Origin of the sequence: Shewanella khirikhana (assembly GCF_003957745.1) — a bacterium.
Lineage (GTDB): Bacteria > Pseudomonadota > Gammaproteobacteria > Enterobacterales > Shewanellaceae > Shewanella > Shewanella khirikhana.
Map to the genome: position 1 here is coordinate 2,477,563 of NZ_CP020373.1, position 17,305 is coordinate 2,494,867.

Here is a 17,305-nt window from a genome sequence, read left to right on the forward strand (position 1 = left end):
CAATCCGTTTCCCCACCCGGCGTGGAATGTTTCAATCTTTACATTCCACGCATTCAAATGATAATGCTTATCACTTACAATGCTCACCATTCTCATAACACTCACTCCCGTGAGATTAATCAATGGTGAAGAAATGAAAGGAAGAATCACGCTGCTGGGGTCCTCCATCGCTCTGGCGCTCACATCAGCGACTGCAGTTTCCCACGCGCAGGAAGCGTCCACAGCATCACAGGCAACCGATATTGAACGCCTGGTTATCTACTCTCAGGGCTACAGAACCACGGGCAGTAAGTCTCGCTTGAGCCCCATTGAGTCCCCCATGAGTTATGAGGTCTATGACGCCGAATTGCTGAAACTGCGTCAGGCCGACAGCGTCAACGAGGCGCTGCGCTATGTAGCTGGTATTACACCGGAAAACCGCCCAACCACCACCATTTTTGATCAGTACACCATTCGTGGTTTCCAGAGCTATCGTAACTATTATGATGGCCTGCCATTGCAATATAACGGTCTGTGGAATCTGGTGCCCCAGGTAGATGCCTTCGCCACCGACAGCATCGAAGTCCTTAAGGGGCCGACCTCGGTACTTTATGGCTCTGCCCCGCCGGGCGGCATGGTCAACCAGGTGGCAAAACAGCCGCTGGGCAGCGAACAAACATTGCTGCGCTCGCGGCTCGGAACCAATCAGATGCTGGAACTTGGCGTTGACCATAACGGTGTGGCAACCGACAGTATCGACTACCGGATTGTAGCCCTTGGCCGTCAGCGTGATGGCCAGATGGAAACCACCGAAGAGCAGCGCTGGTTTGTAGCCCCCTCACTCACCTGGCGGGTCGCCGAGCGCACCAGTTTGAATCTGAATCTGTATTATCAGCAGGATCCGTCAATGATCCCATCGACGCCTTTGCCATCGGTGGGCACCCTGGTTGACGCCAGTTACGGCAAGCTGAATGCAAATGCCTACGCCGGCGACCGCAACTGGGGCAAGATGGACAGGGATATGCTGTTGGCGGGCTACAAGCTCAACCACGAGTTTTCGGATAACCTCAGTTTTCTGCAAAACCTCAGATACACCAAGGGTGAGGGATTACAGCGCAATACCTACAATTCCGGGCTGAGCGATGGCGATCGCCTGCTGGCACGCAATGCCTATTTCACCGATGAGGCCATTGAGGGGCTGGCGGTTGATAATCAGCTTGCATGGACTATCAGCACCGGAGTGCTGGCGCATAAACTGCTGTTTGGTATCGACTATCAATATCAGGATTCCGATATCAACTACGGCGATACCCTGGGCACCGACACCCCGGCAATTGATTTGGGCGCCCCGGATCACAACCTAATTCGCCCAGAGCAGTTACCGGTTGGCACCTATACCGAGCGCCACGATATCAAACAACGTCAGCTCGGTTTTTATCTGCAGGATGAAATCACCTGGGATGCGTTAACTATTCTGGCCAACCTGCGCCATGACAGCTATGACAGCACAGATGCCGCAACCAAGCTGTATTTGGGCGAAGGTGGTTTTGAAGAAGCCAAAACGGACCAAAATGAACTGACCGGCCGGATTGCCGCTATCTACCGCTTCGACAATGGCATTTCACCCTATGTGAGTTTTGCCCAGTCCTATGAGCCCACCACGGGCCGGGACAGCATCAGCGGCGATGTATTCAAGCCCACTACCGCAAGCCAGTGGGAAACCGGTCTTAAGTACGCCAGCGGCGATGGCAGAACCCAGTTGACACTGGCCCTGTTTGACATCACCCAACAGGATCTGGTGGTCAATACTCCCGACTGGATGCGATACACTCAGGCGGGAGAGCTGAACTCCCGTGGTTTTGAATTTGCGTTCCGCACTCGTATTGGTGACTTTATGTCGCTGGACGGCAGTTACAACCAGCAGGATGTTGAGTTTACTGAAAATCAACTCGATCCCGCCTTGGTAGGAAAGACACCCGAGTGGGTCGCCGACAGGCAGGCTTCGCTGTGGGCAACGTTTTATGTCACAGAGAGTCTGGATCTGAGCACAGGTGTACGCCATGTGGGCGACAGTATGCTGGATGACCACAATACCGGCACTGTGCCCGGTTATACCCTGGTTGATGTGGCAGCCTCCTGGCGTTTGGGGGACAGCTATCGTTTGGGGCTCACTGTCAGCAACCTCACCGACAAGCGCTATGTGGGCGCATGCAGTGGTGTAAACAACTGCTGGATGGGCGCCGAGCGCAGTGTTGAGCTGGGCCTGGAGGTTGACCTCTGAGCCTGGCGCCAACGCCAGCTGACCTAAGGTCGGGTTTATATGCTGCGGCTTTGCAGTTTCATCCCGCCCTTAGCGGCCAGGATACGCCCCGCGTTGGGGCTATCTATCCCACAGGTAATAATCAGCACGCCATCGAAGCGCTTTATCTGTGGGTCAGGCAAAACTATCCCGATGCCAACGCCGCCTTCTGGCAGTCGCGCGCTGCAGCCACAGGTATCAACGGCAGCATCCCGAGCTGGCACCTCAGTTTGCACGCTATGATCTCTTTGCCGATGAATTCGAACATTCGTGCCTGAATCGTCTGCAGATGGCCAACAACCAGCATATGCTCAATCTTGAAGATCCCGCCGGAAGCCTGCAAATGGCCGGAACCATCGCGAATCCACTCGCCAAATGGAAACTCGCTGAGGATTGCCTTTAAGGTCGGTGAATCTTCCCCACTCTTATTCGGCTTCCTAACCGTTCCCATAAACACCCCATCAAAGCACAAAAGACGTCTTCGGACGTCTTTTTCTTGCCACTCCCCCTTCCTCAAGCTCAAGCTCAAGCTCATCATATACAGGGCGCTACCCAGTCCGAGCCATTCAAGCGGCTCACCGACCGACCTTCTTAAACCCTACTTGAGCAGGGTAAAGCCCTATGGCAAAATTCGGTAAGTTGCCGTAAATCACAGGGAATTTAATGTGATCCTTAAAGACAAGCAGTTAACAGGCAGCGACAATCCAATGATTGCTGCCGGAGAAAAGCAGGAATCAAGTGTCGCATTTTTCCTCCGCCGTGCATTCAAAGACCATCCCGATGTCATGGTGTTTAATGATTTGCAGCTCAGCCATAATGGCGAATCTGCCCAAATTGACCATCTGATTGTGTACACTTTTGGCTTTATTCTGATTGAATCTAAAAGCATTACCGGTGAAGTTAAAGTAAACAGCCATCAGGAGTGGAGCCGCAGTTGGCAAGGAAAATGGCAAGGCATAGCCTCACCCATTAAACAGGTAGAGTTGCAAACCAGCTTACTTCAGCAACTTCTTATCGATAACAGAGCGAATATCCTGCCTAAATTTTTGATGCTGCAGCAAGGATTCGGAGGACGCTGCTGGCACAGCGTTTGTGCAATATCCAGCAATGCCATTATCGAAAGAGAAGCAATTCCAAAAGACATTTCTAAACGCTTGGTAAAATCAGAATTTCTGGTCGATAAGTTACTCGAGATCATGAATCTAAAAGGCACTCTCAGCCAATTAATCAACGTCCTCGATACCAGACCTGCCTTTAACAAAAATGAGCTTGCAGCTATATGCGACTTTTTGCTTAAAGAAAGTGGAAGTCCCGTAGAGTCCAACATCAAAGAAAACATTGCGGCCTATGCGGCATCAGAGTCGACAGCGCTCAATCAGTCAGCAGTAGTTTTGTCTCCACTAACCCAACTACAGATAACTTGTAAACACTGTGACTCCCCAGCTCAATTACAACCCAACTGGGGCCAATACGGCTACTACGTTAAATGTGGCCATTGCAGTGGCAATACCCCGATGAAACGCCCTTGTCCCAGTTGCCAAAGTAAAGAAACCAAGGTGAGTAAACGTGGCAACGATTACAATCTGAACTGCAACCAGTGCGGTGATAAAACGGCGCTACGGTTTTGTTGATAAATGAAGGGACAGAGTTACTGCAAAACACCTTCGGCCATGGCGGGTTTAAATGGAGTTAATATGAATAAATCCACCTTTATTTTCAGAACGACATCAATTGTTTCGTGGGCCATATTCCTGATTGCAATTCAGAGAAGCGACTTGCATCAGAATTTTTTTACCGTGCTCTGCGTATATGTAGCAATAACTTGCGCAATTTTTAGCAGTTTCATGTCCATGTTTGGGCAGTTATTTGAAGACCAAAACTCATTCCTAACCGAAAAGATCCAGCGTTTATTTGGTTTTTTCATTTATGGAAGTTTTTTCATGCTCGCGGGCGTGACTATGAGTTTTTGGTTTATATTCTTCCCTCCCGGTGAATATAAGGGAGTGTTTTTTTTACTCATACTGATGTCCATGGTAATCGGCAAAATCAGCCAATTTATCCAACGTGAAATGTCTAAATCTACCAAGCCCAACTTACTGAAGCCGGGCAAAATGGCGACAGATTCAAGCAACAACGTGCAACCTCAAACAACAAACGACAATGCAAAACTTTGATTTTTATCTAAGTTATTATTTATTCTGACTGACGAATATAACGTAAGTTTTCGGACAATGCTTCAAGAGCCTATGCTAATGAAAGGTTGCAGTTTGAAAACGAAAAAAGACAGGGCAAAGCCCTGTCTTTTTTATATTGCGAAAGCAGCAAGATTACTTGTAGAAGGCTTCCACTTCGCCTTTGATGGTCATCAGCAGTGGCTGGCCGCGGCGATCGAGAGCCTTGTGAGAAGCCACTTTAATCCAGCCTTCGCTGATGCAGTATTCTTCAACGTCAAAACGCTCTTTGCCATTGATGCGGATACCCACATTAAATTCAAACACTTCGGCCACATGGTGTGGGCTGCGTGGGTTGATGGACAGGCGGTCTGGCAGGGCTGGCGGTACTTTGGTATCGGTCATAATCGTCATCTTGGGTAAATAAAACCTGCGCCATTGTAGGCAATCACCGGGTTTGGCTCAATAGTATCAGATACCTGTTTAGCGCTGCTTTGACCAGATGCCCTGGAGGATAAACGTCGGCTCGGCATCAAGCCTGTGGCAGCCAACTATGACAAGGTCGCCATGTACTCAGACACCGACAATCCGAATTGGCCTTCGAAACGGGCCTGAAAACGTGGCAACGATTGATAACCACAGGCATCGCTTAAGCGCTCAAGCTGCCGCTCGCCGCGCTGCATCAGCGAAATCGCATGGTTCATCCGCACTTGGGCGACTATATCGCGAAAGCGCAGTTGGTCTGCTTTAAGATGCCGAAGCAAAGTGGCCCGGCTCATACCAAGTCGCTGGCAGCAAAGCGCAAAAAGCGCATTATGGGCAGGCTGCTGGGCCGCAAGTTCGGCCACCCGCTGCGCCACAGTCACCTCCCCCGAAGGAAACATCCAATGCAGCACCCCAAGCTCTGCTAGCTGTTGGTAAAGCCCAAATACAAACTGCTGCTGAGCATCAAGGCTGAAGGCCTGTTTATCCATGCTGGTGAGGAAACTCAGGCTGGCCCTAAGGCCCTTGGTTTGCCCAAACCAGGGCGTCAGGCTTGCCGACGCGCGGCTCAGAGCCAACAGCTCCGGCTCAGGATGAACGAAAAAGAGCAGCATCTGGGACTTAAATCCCTGAGCCAACGGCATGTTTTCGAAGGTCAGCTGCTGACGGCTGTGGCCAGCCAGCAGCAATTTGGCCCCCAAATCTACCCGCTGCCCCTGCCAATGCAGTCCTTTTGAGCCACGTTCAATCAGCAGCAGCGAAGGGGAAAACAGCACCACATTACTGAGCCGCTGGGGTTTGGCGCCCCGAAAGTACTCGATTTGAAACGCGTGCTGCATAGCCATTTCCCCTCAGCGTGAATATGTTGCTGTGATGGTCGCCTTGCCAAGCGCCTGAGCACCCAGCTGGTAGCCAAGCAACGCCAGGCTGGGGTCCGCGGGCAGTTGCAGCGTCTCTACCGGCAAGGCCCACACAGTAAACTGGTATCTGTGCATCCCATGGCCTGGCGGTGGGCACGCGCCGCCAAATCGGGGCTCGCCATAATCATTGCCAAGGGTTTTGGCCCCCAGGGCGTCCATCTTCTGGCCGCGGGCGATGGCCGTGACTTTCAGCGGAATATCTACCACCGCCCAATGCCACCAACCACTGCCGGTAGGCGCATCAGGATCGAATACAGTAATGGCAAAGCTCTTGGTGCCTTCGGGAATATCTGACCAGCTGAGGGCGGGCGACAGGTTGTCACCACTGCAACCAAAGCCCTGATACTCAAACGTTTTGGCCATAAAGTGCCCTTCTTTGATATCCGGGCTTGAAAGCTCCATAGCCTGAGTATGTACACTGGCTGCAACTAACAGGCTGCCGATAAGCGGGAATAATTTCATCGTTGAACTCCTTGGTTGGCGTGAGCTTATAGCCTAGTGGAGACGGCAAACCTTAGCAGATCATTAAGTATCAAATAAAACGAATTTAAGCGAAATATCGAGACATAAAAAACGGCAGCAAGATTGTCTTGCCGCCGTTTCAGCGTCAGTGATGGGTGCTTATCAGTGTGCCCTGAGCCATATGGCCTGCATCGCACTGAGGCATGGTTCCCGCCTGAGCGAGGTGCCTGCCTGAGCGAGCTTTCTACTCAAAGTAGCCTTTGCAGCCGCTCAACACCTCAAGGCGCGATAAGCTTTCAGGCCGCTCAGTTCAAGTCGAAGCGGTCAAGTTCCATCACCTTGGTCCAGGCCTTGGCAAAGTCCTGCACGAAGCGGGCCTTGCCATCGTCGGCGGCATACACCTCTGCCACGGCTCTGAGCTCAGAGTGGGAGCCAAACACCAGATCAACCGGGGTTGCAGTCCACTTCAGTTTGCCCGACTTGCGGTCAAAGCCCTGATACAGCCCGGGCTCGGCACCCTTTTCCCAGCGGGTGGACATATCCAGCAGGTTCACAAAGAAGTCATTGCTGAGTTTGCCGGGAGCCTGAGTGAACACACCGTGCTTGCTGCCCGCACTGTTGGCATCCAGTACCCGCAGACCGCCAACCAGCACAGTCATTTCTGGCACGCTCAGGGTCAGGAAGTTGGCCTTTTCCACCAGTGCTTCAGCAGGAGACGCGCCGCTTTCATCGCTGAAATAGTTTCTGAAACCATCGGCTTTGGGCTCAAGTACCGCGAAGGAGTTCACATCGGTCTGGGCCTGAGAAGCATCCATACGGCCCGGACGGAAGCCAACATTTACCTTCACGCCCGCATCGGCCGCAGCTTTCTCAACCGCCGCGCTGCCACCAAGCACTATCACATCTGCCAGCGAAACCTTCTTGCCGCCCTTGGCTTTCTTGTTGAAATCGTTTTGGATTTTCTCAAGTTTGCCAATCACTTTCGCCAGTGCTTTGGGATCGTTTGCCGCCCAGTCGCTTTGAGGTTTAAGTGCAATACGGGCGCCGTTGGCACCGCCGCGCATGTCGGTACCACGATAAGAAGAGGCCGCCGCCCAGGCGGTTCTCACCAACTCCGACACGCTTAAGCCAGAATCGAGGATTGCTGCTTTAAGGCGCTTGGTATCGGTGGCGTCAATCAGTGCATGATCAACTGCCGGGATTGGGTCTTGCCAAATCAGTACTTCAGAGGGCACGTCTTTACCCAGGTAGCGCACTTTCGGCCCCATGTCTCTGTGGGTCAGCTTGTACCAGGCCTTGGCAAACGCCAACTCAAATTCGGCCGGGTTATTGAGGAAGCGGGTGGTGATTTCGCGGTAGATGGGGTCTTCCTTCAGCGCGATATCACTGGTGAACATAATAGGCGCGTGGCGCTTGTCAGGAATGTGGGCATCGGGCACCAGATTGGCCGCTTTACCATCCGCCGGGATCCACTGAATATGGCCGGCCGGGCTCTTGGTTTGTACCCAGTCGAAGGTGTAAAGCCAGGTTAAGTATTCCATGGTCCACTTGGTCGGATTGGACGACCATGAACCTTCCAGACCACTGGAAACCGTGTCTTCCGAGTGACCTTTACCACAGCGGTTTTTCCAGCCCATGCCCTGCTCTTCAAGGCCAGCAGCGGCCGGGTCTACCCCTACGCACTTGGCTGGGTCGTGAGCACCGTGCGCCTTACCGAAGGTATGGCCACCGGCAATCAGGGCAACGGTTTCTTCATCAGACATGGCCATGCGGCCGAAGGTGTCGCGGATTTCCTGGGCGGAAGCGAGCGGATCAGGCACGCCATTTGGACCTTCAGGGTTTACGTAAATCAGGCCCATCTGAGTCGCGCCCAGGGGCTTGGCCAATTCACCTTTTTGGTTACGGCGCTTGTTATCCAGCCACTGCTTTTCGGCGCCCCAGTTCACCTTTTCGGCTTCCCAGTCGTCGCTGCGACCACCGGCAAAACCAAAGGTTTTAAAGCCCATTGACTCAAGAGATACGTTACCCGCCAGCACCATCAAATCGGCCCAGGAGATCTTGGCGCCGTATTTTTGCTTCACCGGCCACAGCAGACGACGGGCTTTGTCGAGGTTTACGTTATCCGGCCAGCTGTTAAGCGGCTCGAATCGCTGCTGACCACCACTGGCACCGCCGCGACCATCAAAAATGCGATAGACACCGGCGCTGTGCCAGGCCATACGGATGAAAAACGGCCCGTAGTGACCGTAGTCGGCTGGCCACCAGTCCTGGGAAGTCGTGAGGGTGGTTTTGATATCGGCTTTCACCGCATCCAAATCCAGCGATTGGAAGGCTTTGGCGTAATTAAAATCGGCACCATAAGGGTTGGATTCGGCGCCATGCTGACGCAAAGGAGATAAATCCAGCTGCTCTGGCCACCAATAGGCGTTGGTGGTAACAGCGGACGATTGGGCTGCAGCCGATTTGGCTTCAGCCGCTTGGGTGTTGGCAGCGCCAAAAGCCATGGCTACCGACAGGGCGACCGCCGTCAGGGTTGGAATACTTGATTTCATGTTGGAAGTCCTCTTCCTTGGTGGAGGGCGTGGAGGGGCCACGCACCCGACAAATGCGCCGCGTGTCGGCGCCTTTAGCAAGCGCGCCTTAAACAAACGGCCACGGTTAAACAGCGGCTGATACTGCCCGCCGGTGTTTATTCCAAGGTAGAGAGGAAAATGATTCGCGACTAACGATTAAATCAGATTGTCGCAATCTAAAAAGAAGGTGAAACTAATTTAGTGATAAGCCTGTAGCCTATTGGCAATGTTGAAGAACCAGCTCTAACGACGATGAACCAATGCCATCAAACCAGCCCTTGCATGCACAGTCAATTCACAGCTGCGTATGTTTCATAAGCCACATTTTGGCGCTGTTGCAGCGAAAATCAGGCTCAGCGTTTACCCAAAGCCCGCTTGCGGGCTTTTTGCTTTTGCGCCGCCTTGCTCAGGCTGCGGGGGCGCTCGATATGAAGTGTTAAATCCGGCTCAAATCCTTGATACCACTGGGGTGCAAGACGGCGGTCCAGGAAGGTTTCAAGCTCAATGTGCAGGGCTTCATCGCTGGGGTCGAGTAAGGTTAACGCAAGCCCGGAAGCCCCTGCCCGACCGGTGCGGCCAATGCGGTGCACATAATCTTCACGCTTGAATGGCAACTCAAGATTGATGACACAGGGCAGCGCCTCTATATCCAGCCCCCTGGCGGCCACATCGGTCGCCACCAGCACCCGCGCCGAGCCCGCTTTGAAGTCGGCAAGATTCTGCTCGCGCTGCTTTTGCGACAGGTCGGCATGCATGGCCACGGCGCCATGGCCCGACCCGATAAGCTGGGCAGTGAGTTTATCGGCCCCTTCCCTGGTGCGGCTGAAAATCAGCACCTGTTTCCAGTCATTTTTACCGAGCAAATGGCTCAAAAACTCGGGTTTTCTCGCTGCGTCAATGGCGTAGATCCGCTCCTCAATCAGCGGCTTATCGTCTTTGGCGGCGGCAATTTCCACCAGCGCAGGCGATGTCATCAGGCTTTTGGCTACGCGCCAGACACCATCGCCAAAGGTGGCCGAAAACAGCGCTGTCTGACGCGCTTTGCCAAGCTTCCTGGTGATGGCGCGAATTTCATCCTCAAAGCCCATATCGAGCATGCGGTCGGCTTCATCGAATACCATAAAACTCACGGTATCGATGCGCAGCGTACGCTTTTTAAGATGGTCAATCAGCCTGCCCGGGGTGGCAATCAGTAAGTCCACACCGCCCTTGATGGCCTTGAGCTGGCTCTCCAGCGGCACGCCGCCATAGGCCTGAGCGACCTTGGCACCGCTGCCCTTGCCAAGCTGGGCGGCGGCATCGTAAACCTGCTGACACAGCTCGCGGGTTGGCACCAACACCAGCGCCCGCGGTGAAGGCAGGTTACGCTCGGGCGCCGTTTCAGCGAGCAGTTTTGCCAGCATCGGCAGAAGGAAAGCAGCGGTTTTGCCAGTGCCGGTCGCGGCCTTGACCATCAAATCACGGCCGTCCATCAACGCAGGAATAGCGGCGGCCTGCACCTCTGTTGGGGCGGTAAAACCGGCGCCGCTCAGGTTGTCAGGCAAGGGGGATGGCAGATTAAAGGCAGCAAAAGACACGTCAGGCTCCAACTCACACAGCAAAGGCGGCAGTTTACCATTGCCCCAGAGAATTTGCGCCATCGGCTCACGCGGGCGGCAGTACGCTCGCCAGATCGAACGCCAGCTGCGGCCGGGCAAACAGGTAGCCCTGCGCCTCGGTGCAGCCGAGTTTGTAAAGCAGATTGGCCTGCTCCTCGGTTTCCACCCCTTCTGCAATCACGCTCAGACGCAGCGCCTCGCCCATGGCAATAATGGCCATGGCAATGGCGGCACTGTCCTGATCCGCTGGCAGCTCACGCACAAAAGACTGATCGATTTTCAGGGTATCTATCGGCAGTTTGCGAAGGTAACTGAGGGATGAATAGCCGGTACCAAAGTCATCGAGCGCCAGGCGAATGCCCATGGCTTTGAGTTTTTCCAGGGTGTCGATGGCGCCCTCAGGGTTCAGCAGTACCATGCTCTCGGTGATTTCAAGCTCGAGCGCAGTGCCCGGCAGCGCATATTTCGCCAGCACCGCCGCCACGTCATCAACAAAGCCAGGCACCGCCAGCTGCGAGCCGGAGACATTCACCGCCACCCTGCCCGGGCTGAGCCCGGCATCGAGCCAGGCCTTGGTTTGACGGCAAGCTTCAGCCAGCACCCACAGGCCAATTTCCGGCATTAATCCAATCGCTTCGGCCACCGGGATAAAGTCGGCGGGGGAGACACTGCCAAGGTCAGGATCGGTCCAGCGGCACAGGGCCTCCAGCCCCACGATGGCGCGGCTTTGCAAATCCACCTTGGGCTGATACAGCAGATAAAAGCGGCCATGGCGCACCGCTTCACGCAGCGCCGTTTGCAACTTGAGCTGCTTGAGCGAACTTTGGGTCATCTGCTCGGTGTAAAACGCATGGCTGTTGCGGCCCTGCTGCTTGGCGCGGTACATGGCGGCGTCGGCATTTTTCAGCAAGGTATCCGGATCCTTGCCATCTTCCGGATACAGGGCAATGCCGATACTGGCGCTTAAGCGCACGGCGCCGCGCTCATCGGTGCTGAAACTGGTATCAAAGGCGCGCTGAATTGCCTCCAGGGTGCTGGTGATATCGCTGCGGCAATTCACCTCAGTAAGCACCACAAACTCATCACCGCCGATACGTGCCAGGGTATCTTCCGCATCCAGCAAGGAGCCAAGGCGCTCCGACAGTGAATAAAGCACTTTATCGCCAATCACATGGCCGAAGCTGTCGTTGATGTGTTTGAACAAATCCACATCAATCAGCAGCAGCGCCAGCCTGGACTTGTGGTGCGATGCCATCTTCAGCTGTTGCTGCATGATGGTATTGAGTTTGGAGCGGTTGGGCAGCCGGGTCAACGGGTCATGCCAGGCGAGCTGCGCCACTTCCGCCTCGGTCTGCTTTAGCAATGAAATATCTGAAAATACCGCCACATAGCACCGAATTTGACCATCATCACCATAGACGGAACTGATGCTGATTTGCTCAGCATACAGGGTGCCGTTTTTGCGTCGGTTCCAGATTTCACCATGCCAGTGACCCTGCTGTTTGAGCGAGCGCCAGAAGTTATCGAAGAAGTCTTTTTCATGGCGCCCGGAATTGAGCAGCCGCGGTGTTTTGCCCAGCACTTCATCACGCTGGTAACCGGTGATTTTCTCAAAGGCGCCGTTGATGTCGGTAATGATGCCGTCGGGGTTGGTGATCATCACCCCTTCCGCAGCATTTTCAAACACCTTGGAGGTGAGCATCAGTTGCTCTTCGGCCGCTTTGTAGCGGGCAATATCGCGGGTGTAACCTATTACGCCCAGCAAGCGGCCTTCACCGTCGTACATGGGAGCCTTTAAGGTTTCGAGCCAGATCCGCCCCTTGTGCTGATCTCTGTCGATACACTCGGCCACCACAATGGGGTGTCCGGCGGCAATGGCCTGGGCATCTGTGGCACAAAAATCGGCGGCCTTGGCGGGAAATATGTCTTCGTCGCCCTTGCCGAGCAGCTCATCGGCGCCAAGCCCCCAGGACTCCAGCGTCGAGCGATTGGCAAAGCGATAGCGGCCAGCGCCATCTTTGATCCACAGATGTTCATCAAAGGCATCGAGGAAGCTTTGCATTAGGCCGCTGCCAAGCCCGGCGCAGAGCACGCCTATGCCTTCCAGCAGCAGCTGCGCCTGCACAAGCACTGCATCAGGCAGCGCATCTGCGCTCAGCTCAAGGCGCCACTGCTGCTCCAGCCCTCTGGCGCAAAGCTGCTGGCTGACACCGCCACTCAGTGGCTGCCGGGCACTGGGATCCAATTGCCTGGCTGCAGAGGCCTGATTGCGATGATTGAGCGATAACAGGCAGTTATCACCATGGTACAGGGCGAGCGCGAGTTCGTGGGTCACCGCAAAATCACCCAGCAGTGGCAACACCTGTGTCAGTAGTGGATAGCTGTCTGGTTTTGTCCCTTTTTTCAATCCCAACCCCAATACATGCTGTTAAACGGCGCCAGTGCCAACCGAGTTTCTGAGCCACAGTATACCGTATCAAATCCTGACCTATACTCCTTTTCACCGCCTCTTTTCCCTTTACGCCCATGACTATCAAACGGCAGCTGTACAAGTATCTGACGCTAGTGGTCACAGCTCTGGTGATCCTGATGTCGATGCTGTTTACCCTTAACCGGGTGTTCTTCGGCCAGGAATCTGAGCTGCTAAGCCTGCTGGACGAACATCACAGCTACATCAGCATGCTGCAGGCAGAGCTTGCCATTTATCAGGGTGAACCTGTTGAACTTGAGGCGTATCAGGGCGAACAGACCGAGCTGAAAGGCTACTCACAGGCGCTTGCCAAACTGGGCAAGGCGGTTGCCGAGCTTGGGTTTATGGACAAGGGCCAAAGCGGCGCAGCCCGTGCCGCCGGCAGACAAATGGAGCAAGCGGTAGCCACCAATCCCGGTGCGCTCAATTTGGTGCTCTATGCCCGCCGCTATGAAAAAGATTATTTGTCGCGCCACCGCGAGGAAGACTGGCAACTGTGGCAACAGGCCATGACAGCGCTGGATGCCCTGCCGGCGGAGCTTGCCCCAGTAATTGGCCAATACCGCACTGCGGCAAGCCAAATTCATCAGCTGCTTACCGATATCAGCTGGCACAACAGCCATGGTGATGGCCTTGCCGGGGTGCGCGACACCCTGCGCCGGGACGTGGAAGAGCGCCACCGGGAGTTCTCTCTGCAGGTGAAATGGCTCGATTGGGGCATAGGACTGGCGCTGGCCGTCCTCACCCTGGCGTGCACTTTCGGCATCTATTTTCGGATTATTCCGGCGCTTAGGCGCTTAAAGGCACTGTATCTTGCCCAGCAATCGCTGGCTGAGCACCCGGGCAGCCTGGCACTTCGGCTTCCAGACGAGGGCAAGGATGAAATTGCCGCCCTCTACCGGGCATTCAATCAGCTGGTAGCAGGCACCGAAATCAGCGTAAGCCAACTCTCCGAGTTATCTGAAAAACTCTCAAGCGAAGCGAGCCGCGCCCAGTGGGCTATCGACAGTCAAAGCCAGTTGATTGGCGACTACGCCGCGGGGCAAAGCCAGCTGGAACAGGGCGCAGATCAGTTAAGTCAGCTGATGCAGGGCGTATGCGAAGCCAGCGAGCAACAAGCGGGTCACGGCCAGCAGGCCCATGCCAGCTGCAACACGGTGAAAAACCACCTCAATGAGCTGGGGCAATCCCAGCAAAATCTTATCGCCACCATGGACAATGTCGATAACGAGCTGTCGGCACTGTCCCAGTCGGTATCCAACATCAATCGGGTGCTGGACTTAATTGTAAATATTGCCAATCAAACCAATCTGTTGGCGCTTAATGCCGCCATTGAAGCGGCCAGAGCCGGTGAAGCGGGCCGCGGCTTTTCGGTGGTGGCCGATGAAGTGCGATCGCTCTCAGGCCGTACCGCCCAGGCCACTACCGAAATACGGGAATTTGCCGAGGCGCTGATCCTCAGGGCCGGTAACAGCACCAGCGAGATGACCGAGGGCAAGGCGATGCTGGCGCGAAACCATGAGTACAGTAAAGAGGCCAATCGTCAGCTTGCCCTGCTGGCAACCGCCATGGAGGCCATGACAGCCAACGGCGAGCACCAGCGCCAACTGGCCTCAGATGCGGCCAGGGAGTGCCGGCAAATCGGCGAACGGATTGCCGAGCTTTCCCAGCGCAGTCAACTGCTGGCAAGGGATGCCGGCGACAACCTGTCGATAAGTGCCGACTTGAATCAATACGCCTCGCTGCTGCTGCAGCTGTCGCGTAATCTTCTTGGCCATAGCCCCCAAACCCAAACCGCCAGCCCGGACATCGAACTCTTTTAAGCTGGTTGAAATTTCAGCACTCGCCCAGTGGGGGTTTGCCATTCACCTTCAGCCATCTTATTGTCAGTTATAGAAAATTAAATTCTGACGGGAAGGGATTTTATGGCCATTAACGCACTGGATGCCCAGAGCCTGTATCGGGTCTCGACACTGGCCGGGTTGGCGGATAACTGCCAAACCACGGCCGATTTGCCGCCGCTGGATGACATCATCGGCCAGGAACGCGCCCAGAGTGCGGTGGAATTTGCCATGTCCATCCACGAAAAGGGCTACAACATTTATGCCATAGGCCAGAATGGTCTGGGCAAGCGCACCATGATGCTGCGCTATTTGAAGCGCCATCAATTCGAAGACAGCCAACTGCACGACTGGTGTTATGTGGCCAACTTCGACGACAACCGCGCGCCACGGGTGCTGCGTTTGCCCGCGGGCAAAGGTAACGGCTTTAAGAAAGACATTGAAAAGCTGCTGATCCGTTTGGTTAAAGCACTGCCACTGGCCTTCGACAACGAGATGTATTACACCCGCGCCGATAAGCTAAAAGGCGAGCTGTCCCGTCAGCAGGAAGCGGCGTTAACTGCCCTGGCTGAAGAAGCCAAGAGCAAAAACATCAGTCTGTCGATTTCGGTTCAGGGCGACTACCAGCTTATCGCCATGAATGGTGAGGAGCCCCACAGCGAAGAAAGCTACGATGCCCTCACCGACGAAGAGCGCGCCGACTTCGAAGCCAGCATCAAGACCCTGGAAAAGCGCCTGCGCGGCATTATTCGTCAGTTGACGGAGTGGGAAGAAGAGTTCTCCGAAAAGCAGCAGGAACACGATGAGCAGGTGGCCAAAGAGGTGCTGGCACACTTCTTCAAGCCGCTGAAAAGCAAGTATCGCGATCTGGAAGAAATCCGCACCTTCCTCGCCGAGATGCAAAAAGACATCCTCGACAATCTGGATATCTTTCTGGAAGAAAGCGAAGAGCAGCTGGGGCTGGCCTATGCGGCGCTGGATAAAAAAATGCCGCGGCGCTATCAAATCAACGTGCTGGTATGCCAGGACGAGCACGCCTTCCCTGTGGTGGTGGAAGAAAGCCCCAACTACCACAACCTGTTTGGCTACATCGAAAACGCCACCTTTAAAGGCACTGTATTCACTGACTTTTCGCTTATTCGCCCCGGCGCGCTGCACAAGGCCAACGGCGGCGTGCTGCTGATGGATGCGATTAAGGTGCTGGAGCGCCCCTATGTGTGGGACGGCCTGAAAAAAGCGCTGCGTTCGCGCAATCTGGATATGAACAGCCTCGAGCGTGAAGTGACCCTGTCGGGCACCATCTCGCTGGCACCAGAGCCCATTCCGCTGGATGTGAAAATCATCCTCTTTGGCGACTATCAGACCTATCAGTTGCTGCAGCACTACGACCCCGACTTTAACGAGCTGTTCCGGGTGACCGCCGATTTTGAAGACGTGATGCCACGTACCGATGAGTCTGAAGCCCTGTACGCCCGTTTTATTTCCTCCATAGTGCACGACAACAACATGCTGCACTGCAACCGCTCGGCATTGGCGCGCATTCTGGAATACTCGAGCCGCCAGGCCGATGACCAAACCCGGCTGTCGCTGCATTCGGCCAATATTGCCAATCTGCTGCGGGAAACCAATTACTGCGCCAAAGGTGCCGGTGCCACTGAGATTGGCCGCGAGCATGTGGACCTGGCGCTCAGGAATCAGGAGCTCAGGGTCTGCCGCCTCAAAGATATGGTGATGCAGCAGTTCAAAAACGGCCAGACCCTGTTCAGTGCCGATGGCATGGTCACGGGTCAGGTCAATGCCCTGTCGGTTATTTCCACCACAGATCATGAGTTTGGCGCGCCCAATCGCATCACAGCCACTACCGCCTACGGCAAGGGCGAGGTGCTGGATATTGAACATAAAGTACGCCTTGGTGGCCGCATTCACACCAAGGGAGTGTGGATCCTGACTGCCTATATTTCATCGCTGCTTGGCAGGCAAAGGGGGATCCCGCTGACCACCTACCTCACCTTTGAGCAGTCTTACAGCGGCGTGGACGGCGACAGTGCCTCGATGGCGGAGTGCTGCGCCATTGTCTCGGCCATCAGCGGCGTGCCGCTGCGTCAGGATCTGGCTATTACCGGCTCAATGAACCAGTTTGGTGAGTCGCAGCCCATCGGCGGGGTGAATGAGAAGATTGAAGGCTTCTTCGATGTGTGTGCCATCAAGGGCCGCACACCGACCCAGGGGGTGATAATCCCTGCCAGCAACATCAAAAACCTGATGCTGCGACAGGACATAGTCGAAGCCGTGAGCAAGGGCGAGTTCCATATCTATGCCGTGGATCATGTGACCGAGGCCATGGCGCTGTTCACCGGCCTGGACGTGGGCAATGTGGACGATGCCAGCCTGGAAACCCTGCTTGGCCGCGCCGTGGCACGGCTCAATCAAATCATTAAAAACGCCAAAGACGACTGACAGTGTTGGTTTGCCGTATAAAAAAAGCCCCGCCAATGCGGGGCTTTTATTA

General features: G+C 54.7%; 13 protein-coding genes. 7 read left to right on the top strand and 6 right to left on the bottom strand.

Annotation, left to right across the window (positions count from 1 at the left end; genetic code table 11):
- Positions 1-133 precede the first annotated feature (133 nt).
- The 5 genes from STH12_RS10790 (at position 134) to STH12_RS10805 (ending at position 4,452) form a co-directional block, all read left to right on the top strand.
- Complete coding sequence (locus STH12_RS10790; protein ID WP_126167555.1) at positions 134-2,260, top strand: TonB-dependent siderophore receptor; 2,127 nt, start codon at positions 134-136, stop codon at positions 2,258-2,260.
- 50 nt (positions 2,261-2,310) lie between these two features.
- The gene (locus STH12_RS21620; RefSeq protein WP_237158893.1) at positions 2,311-2,556 is read left to right on the top strand and encodes a hypothetical protein; all 246 of its coding nucleotides are present in this window, start codon (positions 2,311-2,313) and stop codon (positions 2,554-2,556) included.
- Positions 2,496-2,681 carry a hypothetical protein gene (locus STH12_RS21785; RefSeq protein ID WP_418856616.1) on the top strand — a complete coding sequence of 62 codons (186 nt, stop codon included), beginning with the start codon at positions 2,496-2,498 and terminating at the stop codon, positions 2,679-2,681. The genes STH12_RS21620 and STH12_RS21785 overlap by 61 nt, the downstream gene beginning before the upstream one ends.
- Before the next feature lie 262 nt (positions 2,682-2,943).
- Entirely contained in the window at positions 2,944-3,909 is a 966-nt protein-coding gene (locus STH12_RS10800; protein WP_126167557.1) for a nuclease-related domain-containing protein, read from the top strand.
- Positions 3,910-3,972: 63 nt separating this feature from the next.
- Positions 3,973-4,452: a hypothetical protein gene (locus tag STH12_RS10805; RefSeq protein WP_126167558.1), complete on the top strand. Its 480-nt coding sequence runs from the start codon at positions 3,973-3,975 to the stop codon at positions 4,450-4,452.
- 153 nt (positions 4,453-4,605) lie between these two features.
- On the opposite strand, the gene STH12_RS10810 is transcribed toward STH12_RS10805, so the two are convergent.
- The 6 genes from STH12_RS10810 to STH12_RS10835 all read right to left on the bottom strand — a co-directional run bounded on the left by STH12_RS10810 (position 4,606) and on the right by STH12_RS10835 (position 12,892).
- The gene (locus STH12_RS10810; RefSeq protein WP_126167559.1) at positions 4,606-4,854 is read right to left on the bottom strand and encodes a DUF3297 family protein; all 249 of its coding nucleotides are present in this window, start codon (positions 4,852-4,854) and stop codon (positions 4,606-4,608) included.
- Between the two features lie 146 nt (positions 4,855-5,000).
- Positions 5,001-5,771, bottom strand: coding sequence for a helix-turn-helix domain-containing protein (locus STH12_RS10815; protein ID WP_164551190.1), 771 nt, complete (start codon positions 5,769-5,771; stop codon positions 5,001-5,003).
- Between the two features lie 12 nt (positions 5,772-5,783).
- Complete coding sequence (locus STH12_RS10820) at positions 5,784-6,314, bottom strand: YbhB/YbcL family Raf kinase inhibitor-like protein (RefSeq protein ID WP_126167561.1); 531 nt, start codon at positions 6,312-6,314, stop codon at positions 5,784-5,786.
- Positions 6,315-6,619: 305 nt separating this feature from the next.
- Positions 6,620-8,866 carry a catalase/peroxidase HPI gene (gene katG / locus STH12_RS10825; protein WP_126167562.1) on the bottom strand — a complete coding sequence of 749 codons (2,247 nt, stop codon included), beginning with the start codon at positions 8,864-8,866 and terminating at the stop codon, positions 6,620-6,622.
- 374 nt (positions 8,867-9,240) lie between these two features.
- Positions 9,241-10,464, bottom strand: a complete 1,224-nt coding sequence (locus tag STH12_RS10830; protein WP_126169491.1) for a DEAD/DEAH box helicase — start codon at positions 10,462-10,464, stop codon at positions 9,241-9,243.
- A 67-nt stretch (positions 10,465-10,531) separates the two neighbouring features.
- Positions 10,532-12,892: a putative bifunctional diguanylate cyclase/phosphodiesterase gene (locus STH12_RS10835; RefSeq protein ID WP_237158582.1), complete on the bottom strand. Its 2,361-nt coding sequence runs from the start codon at positions 12,890-12,892 to the stop codon at positions 10,532-10,534.
- A 119-nt stretch (positions 12,893-13,011) separates the two neighbouring features.
- Between STH12_RS10835 and STH12_RS10840 the strand changes: the two genes are divergently transcribed.
- Together STH12_RS10840 and STH12_RS10845 are read left to right on the top strand one after the other, a co-directional pair.
- Positions 13,012-14,778, top strand: coding sequence for a methyl-accepting chemotaxis protein (locus STH12_RS10840; RefSeq protein WP_126167563.1), 1,767 nt, complete (start codon positions 13,012-13,014; stop codon positions 14,776-14,778).
- A 102-nt stretch (positions 14,779-14,880) separates the two neighbouring features.
- Positions 14,881-17,253: a Lon protease family protein gene (locus tag STH12_RS10845; RefSeq protein WP_126167564.1), complete on the top strand. Its 2,373-nt coding sequence runs from the start codon at positions 14,881-14,883 to the stop codon at positions 17,251-17,253.
- Positions 17,254-17,305: the final 52 nt, after the last annotated feature.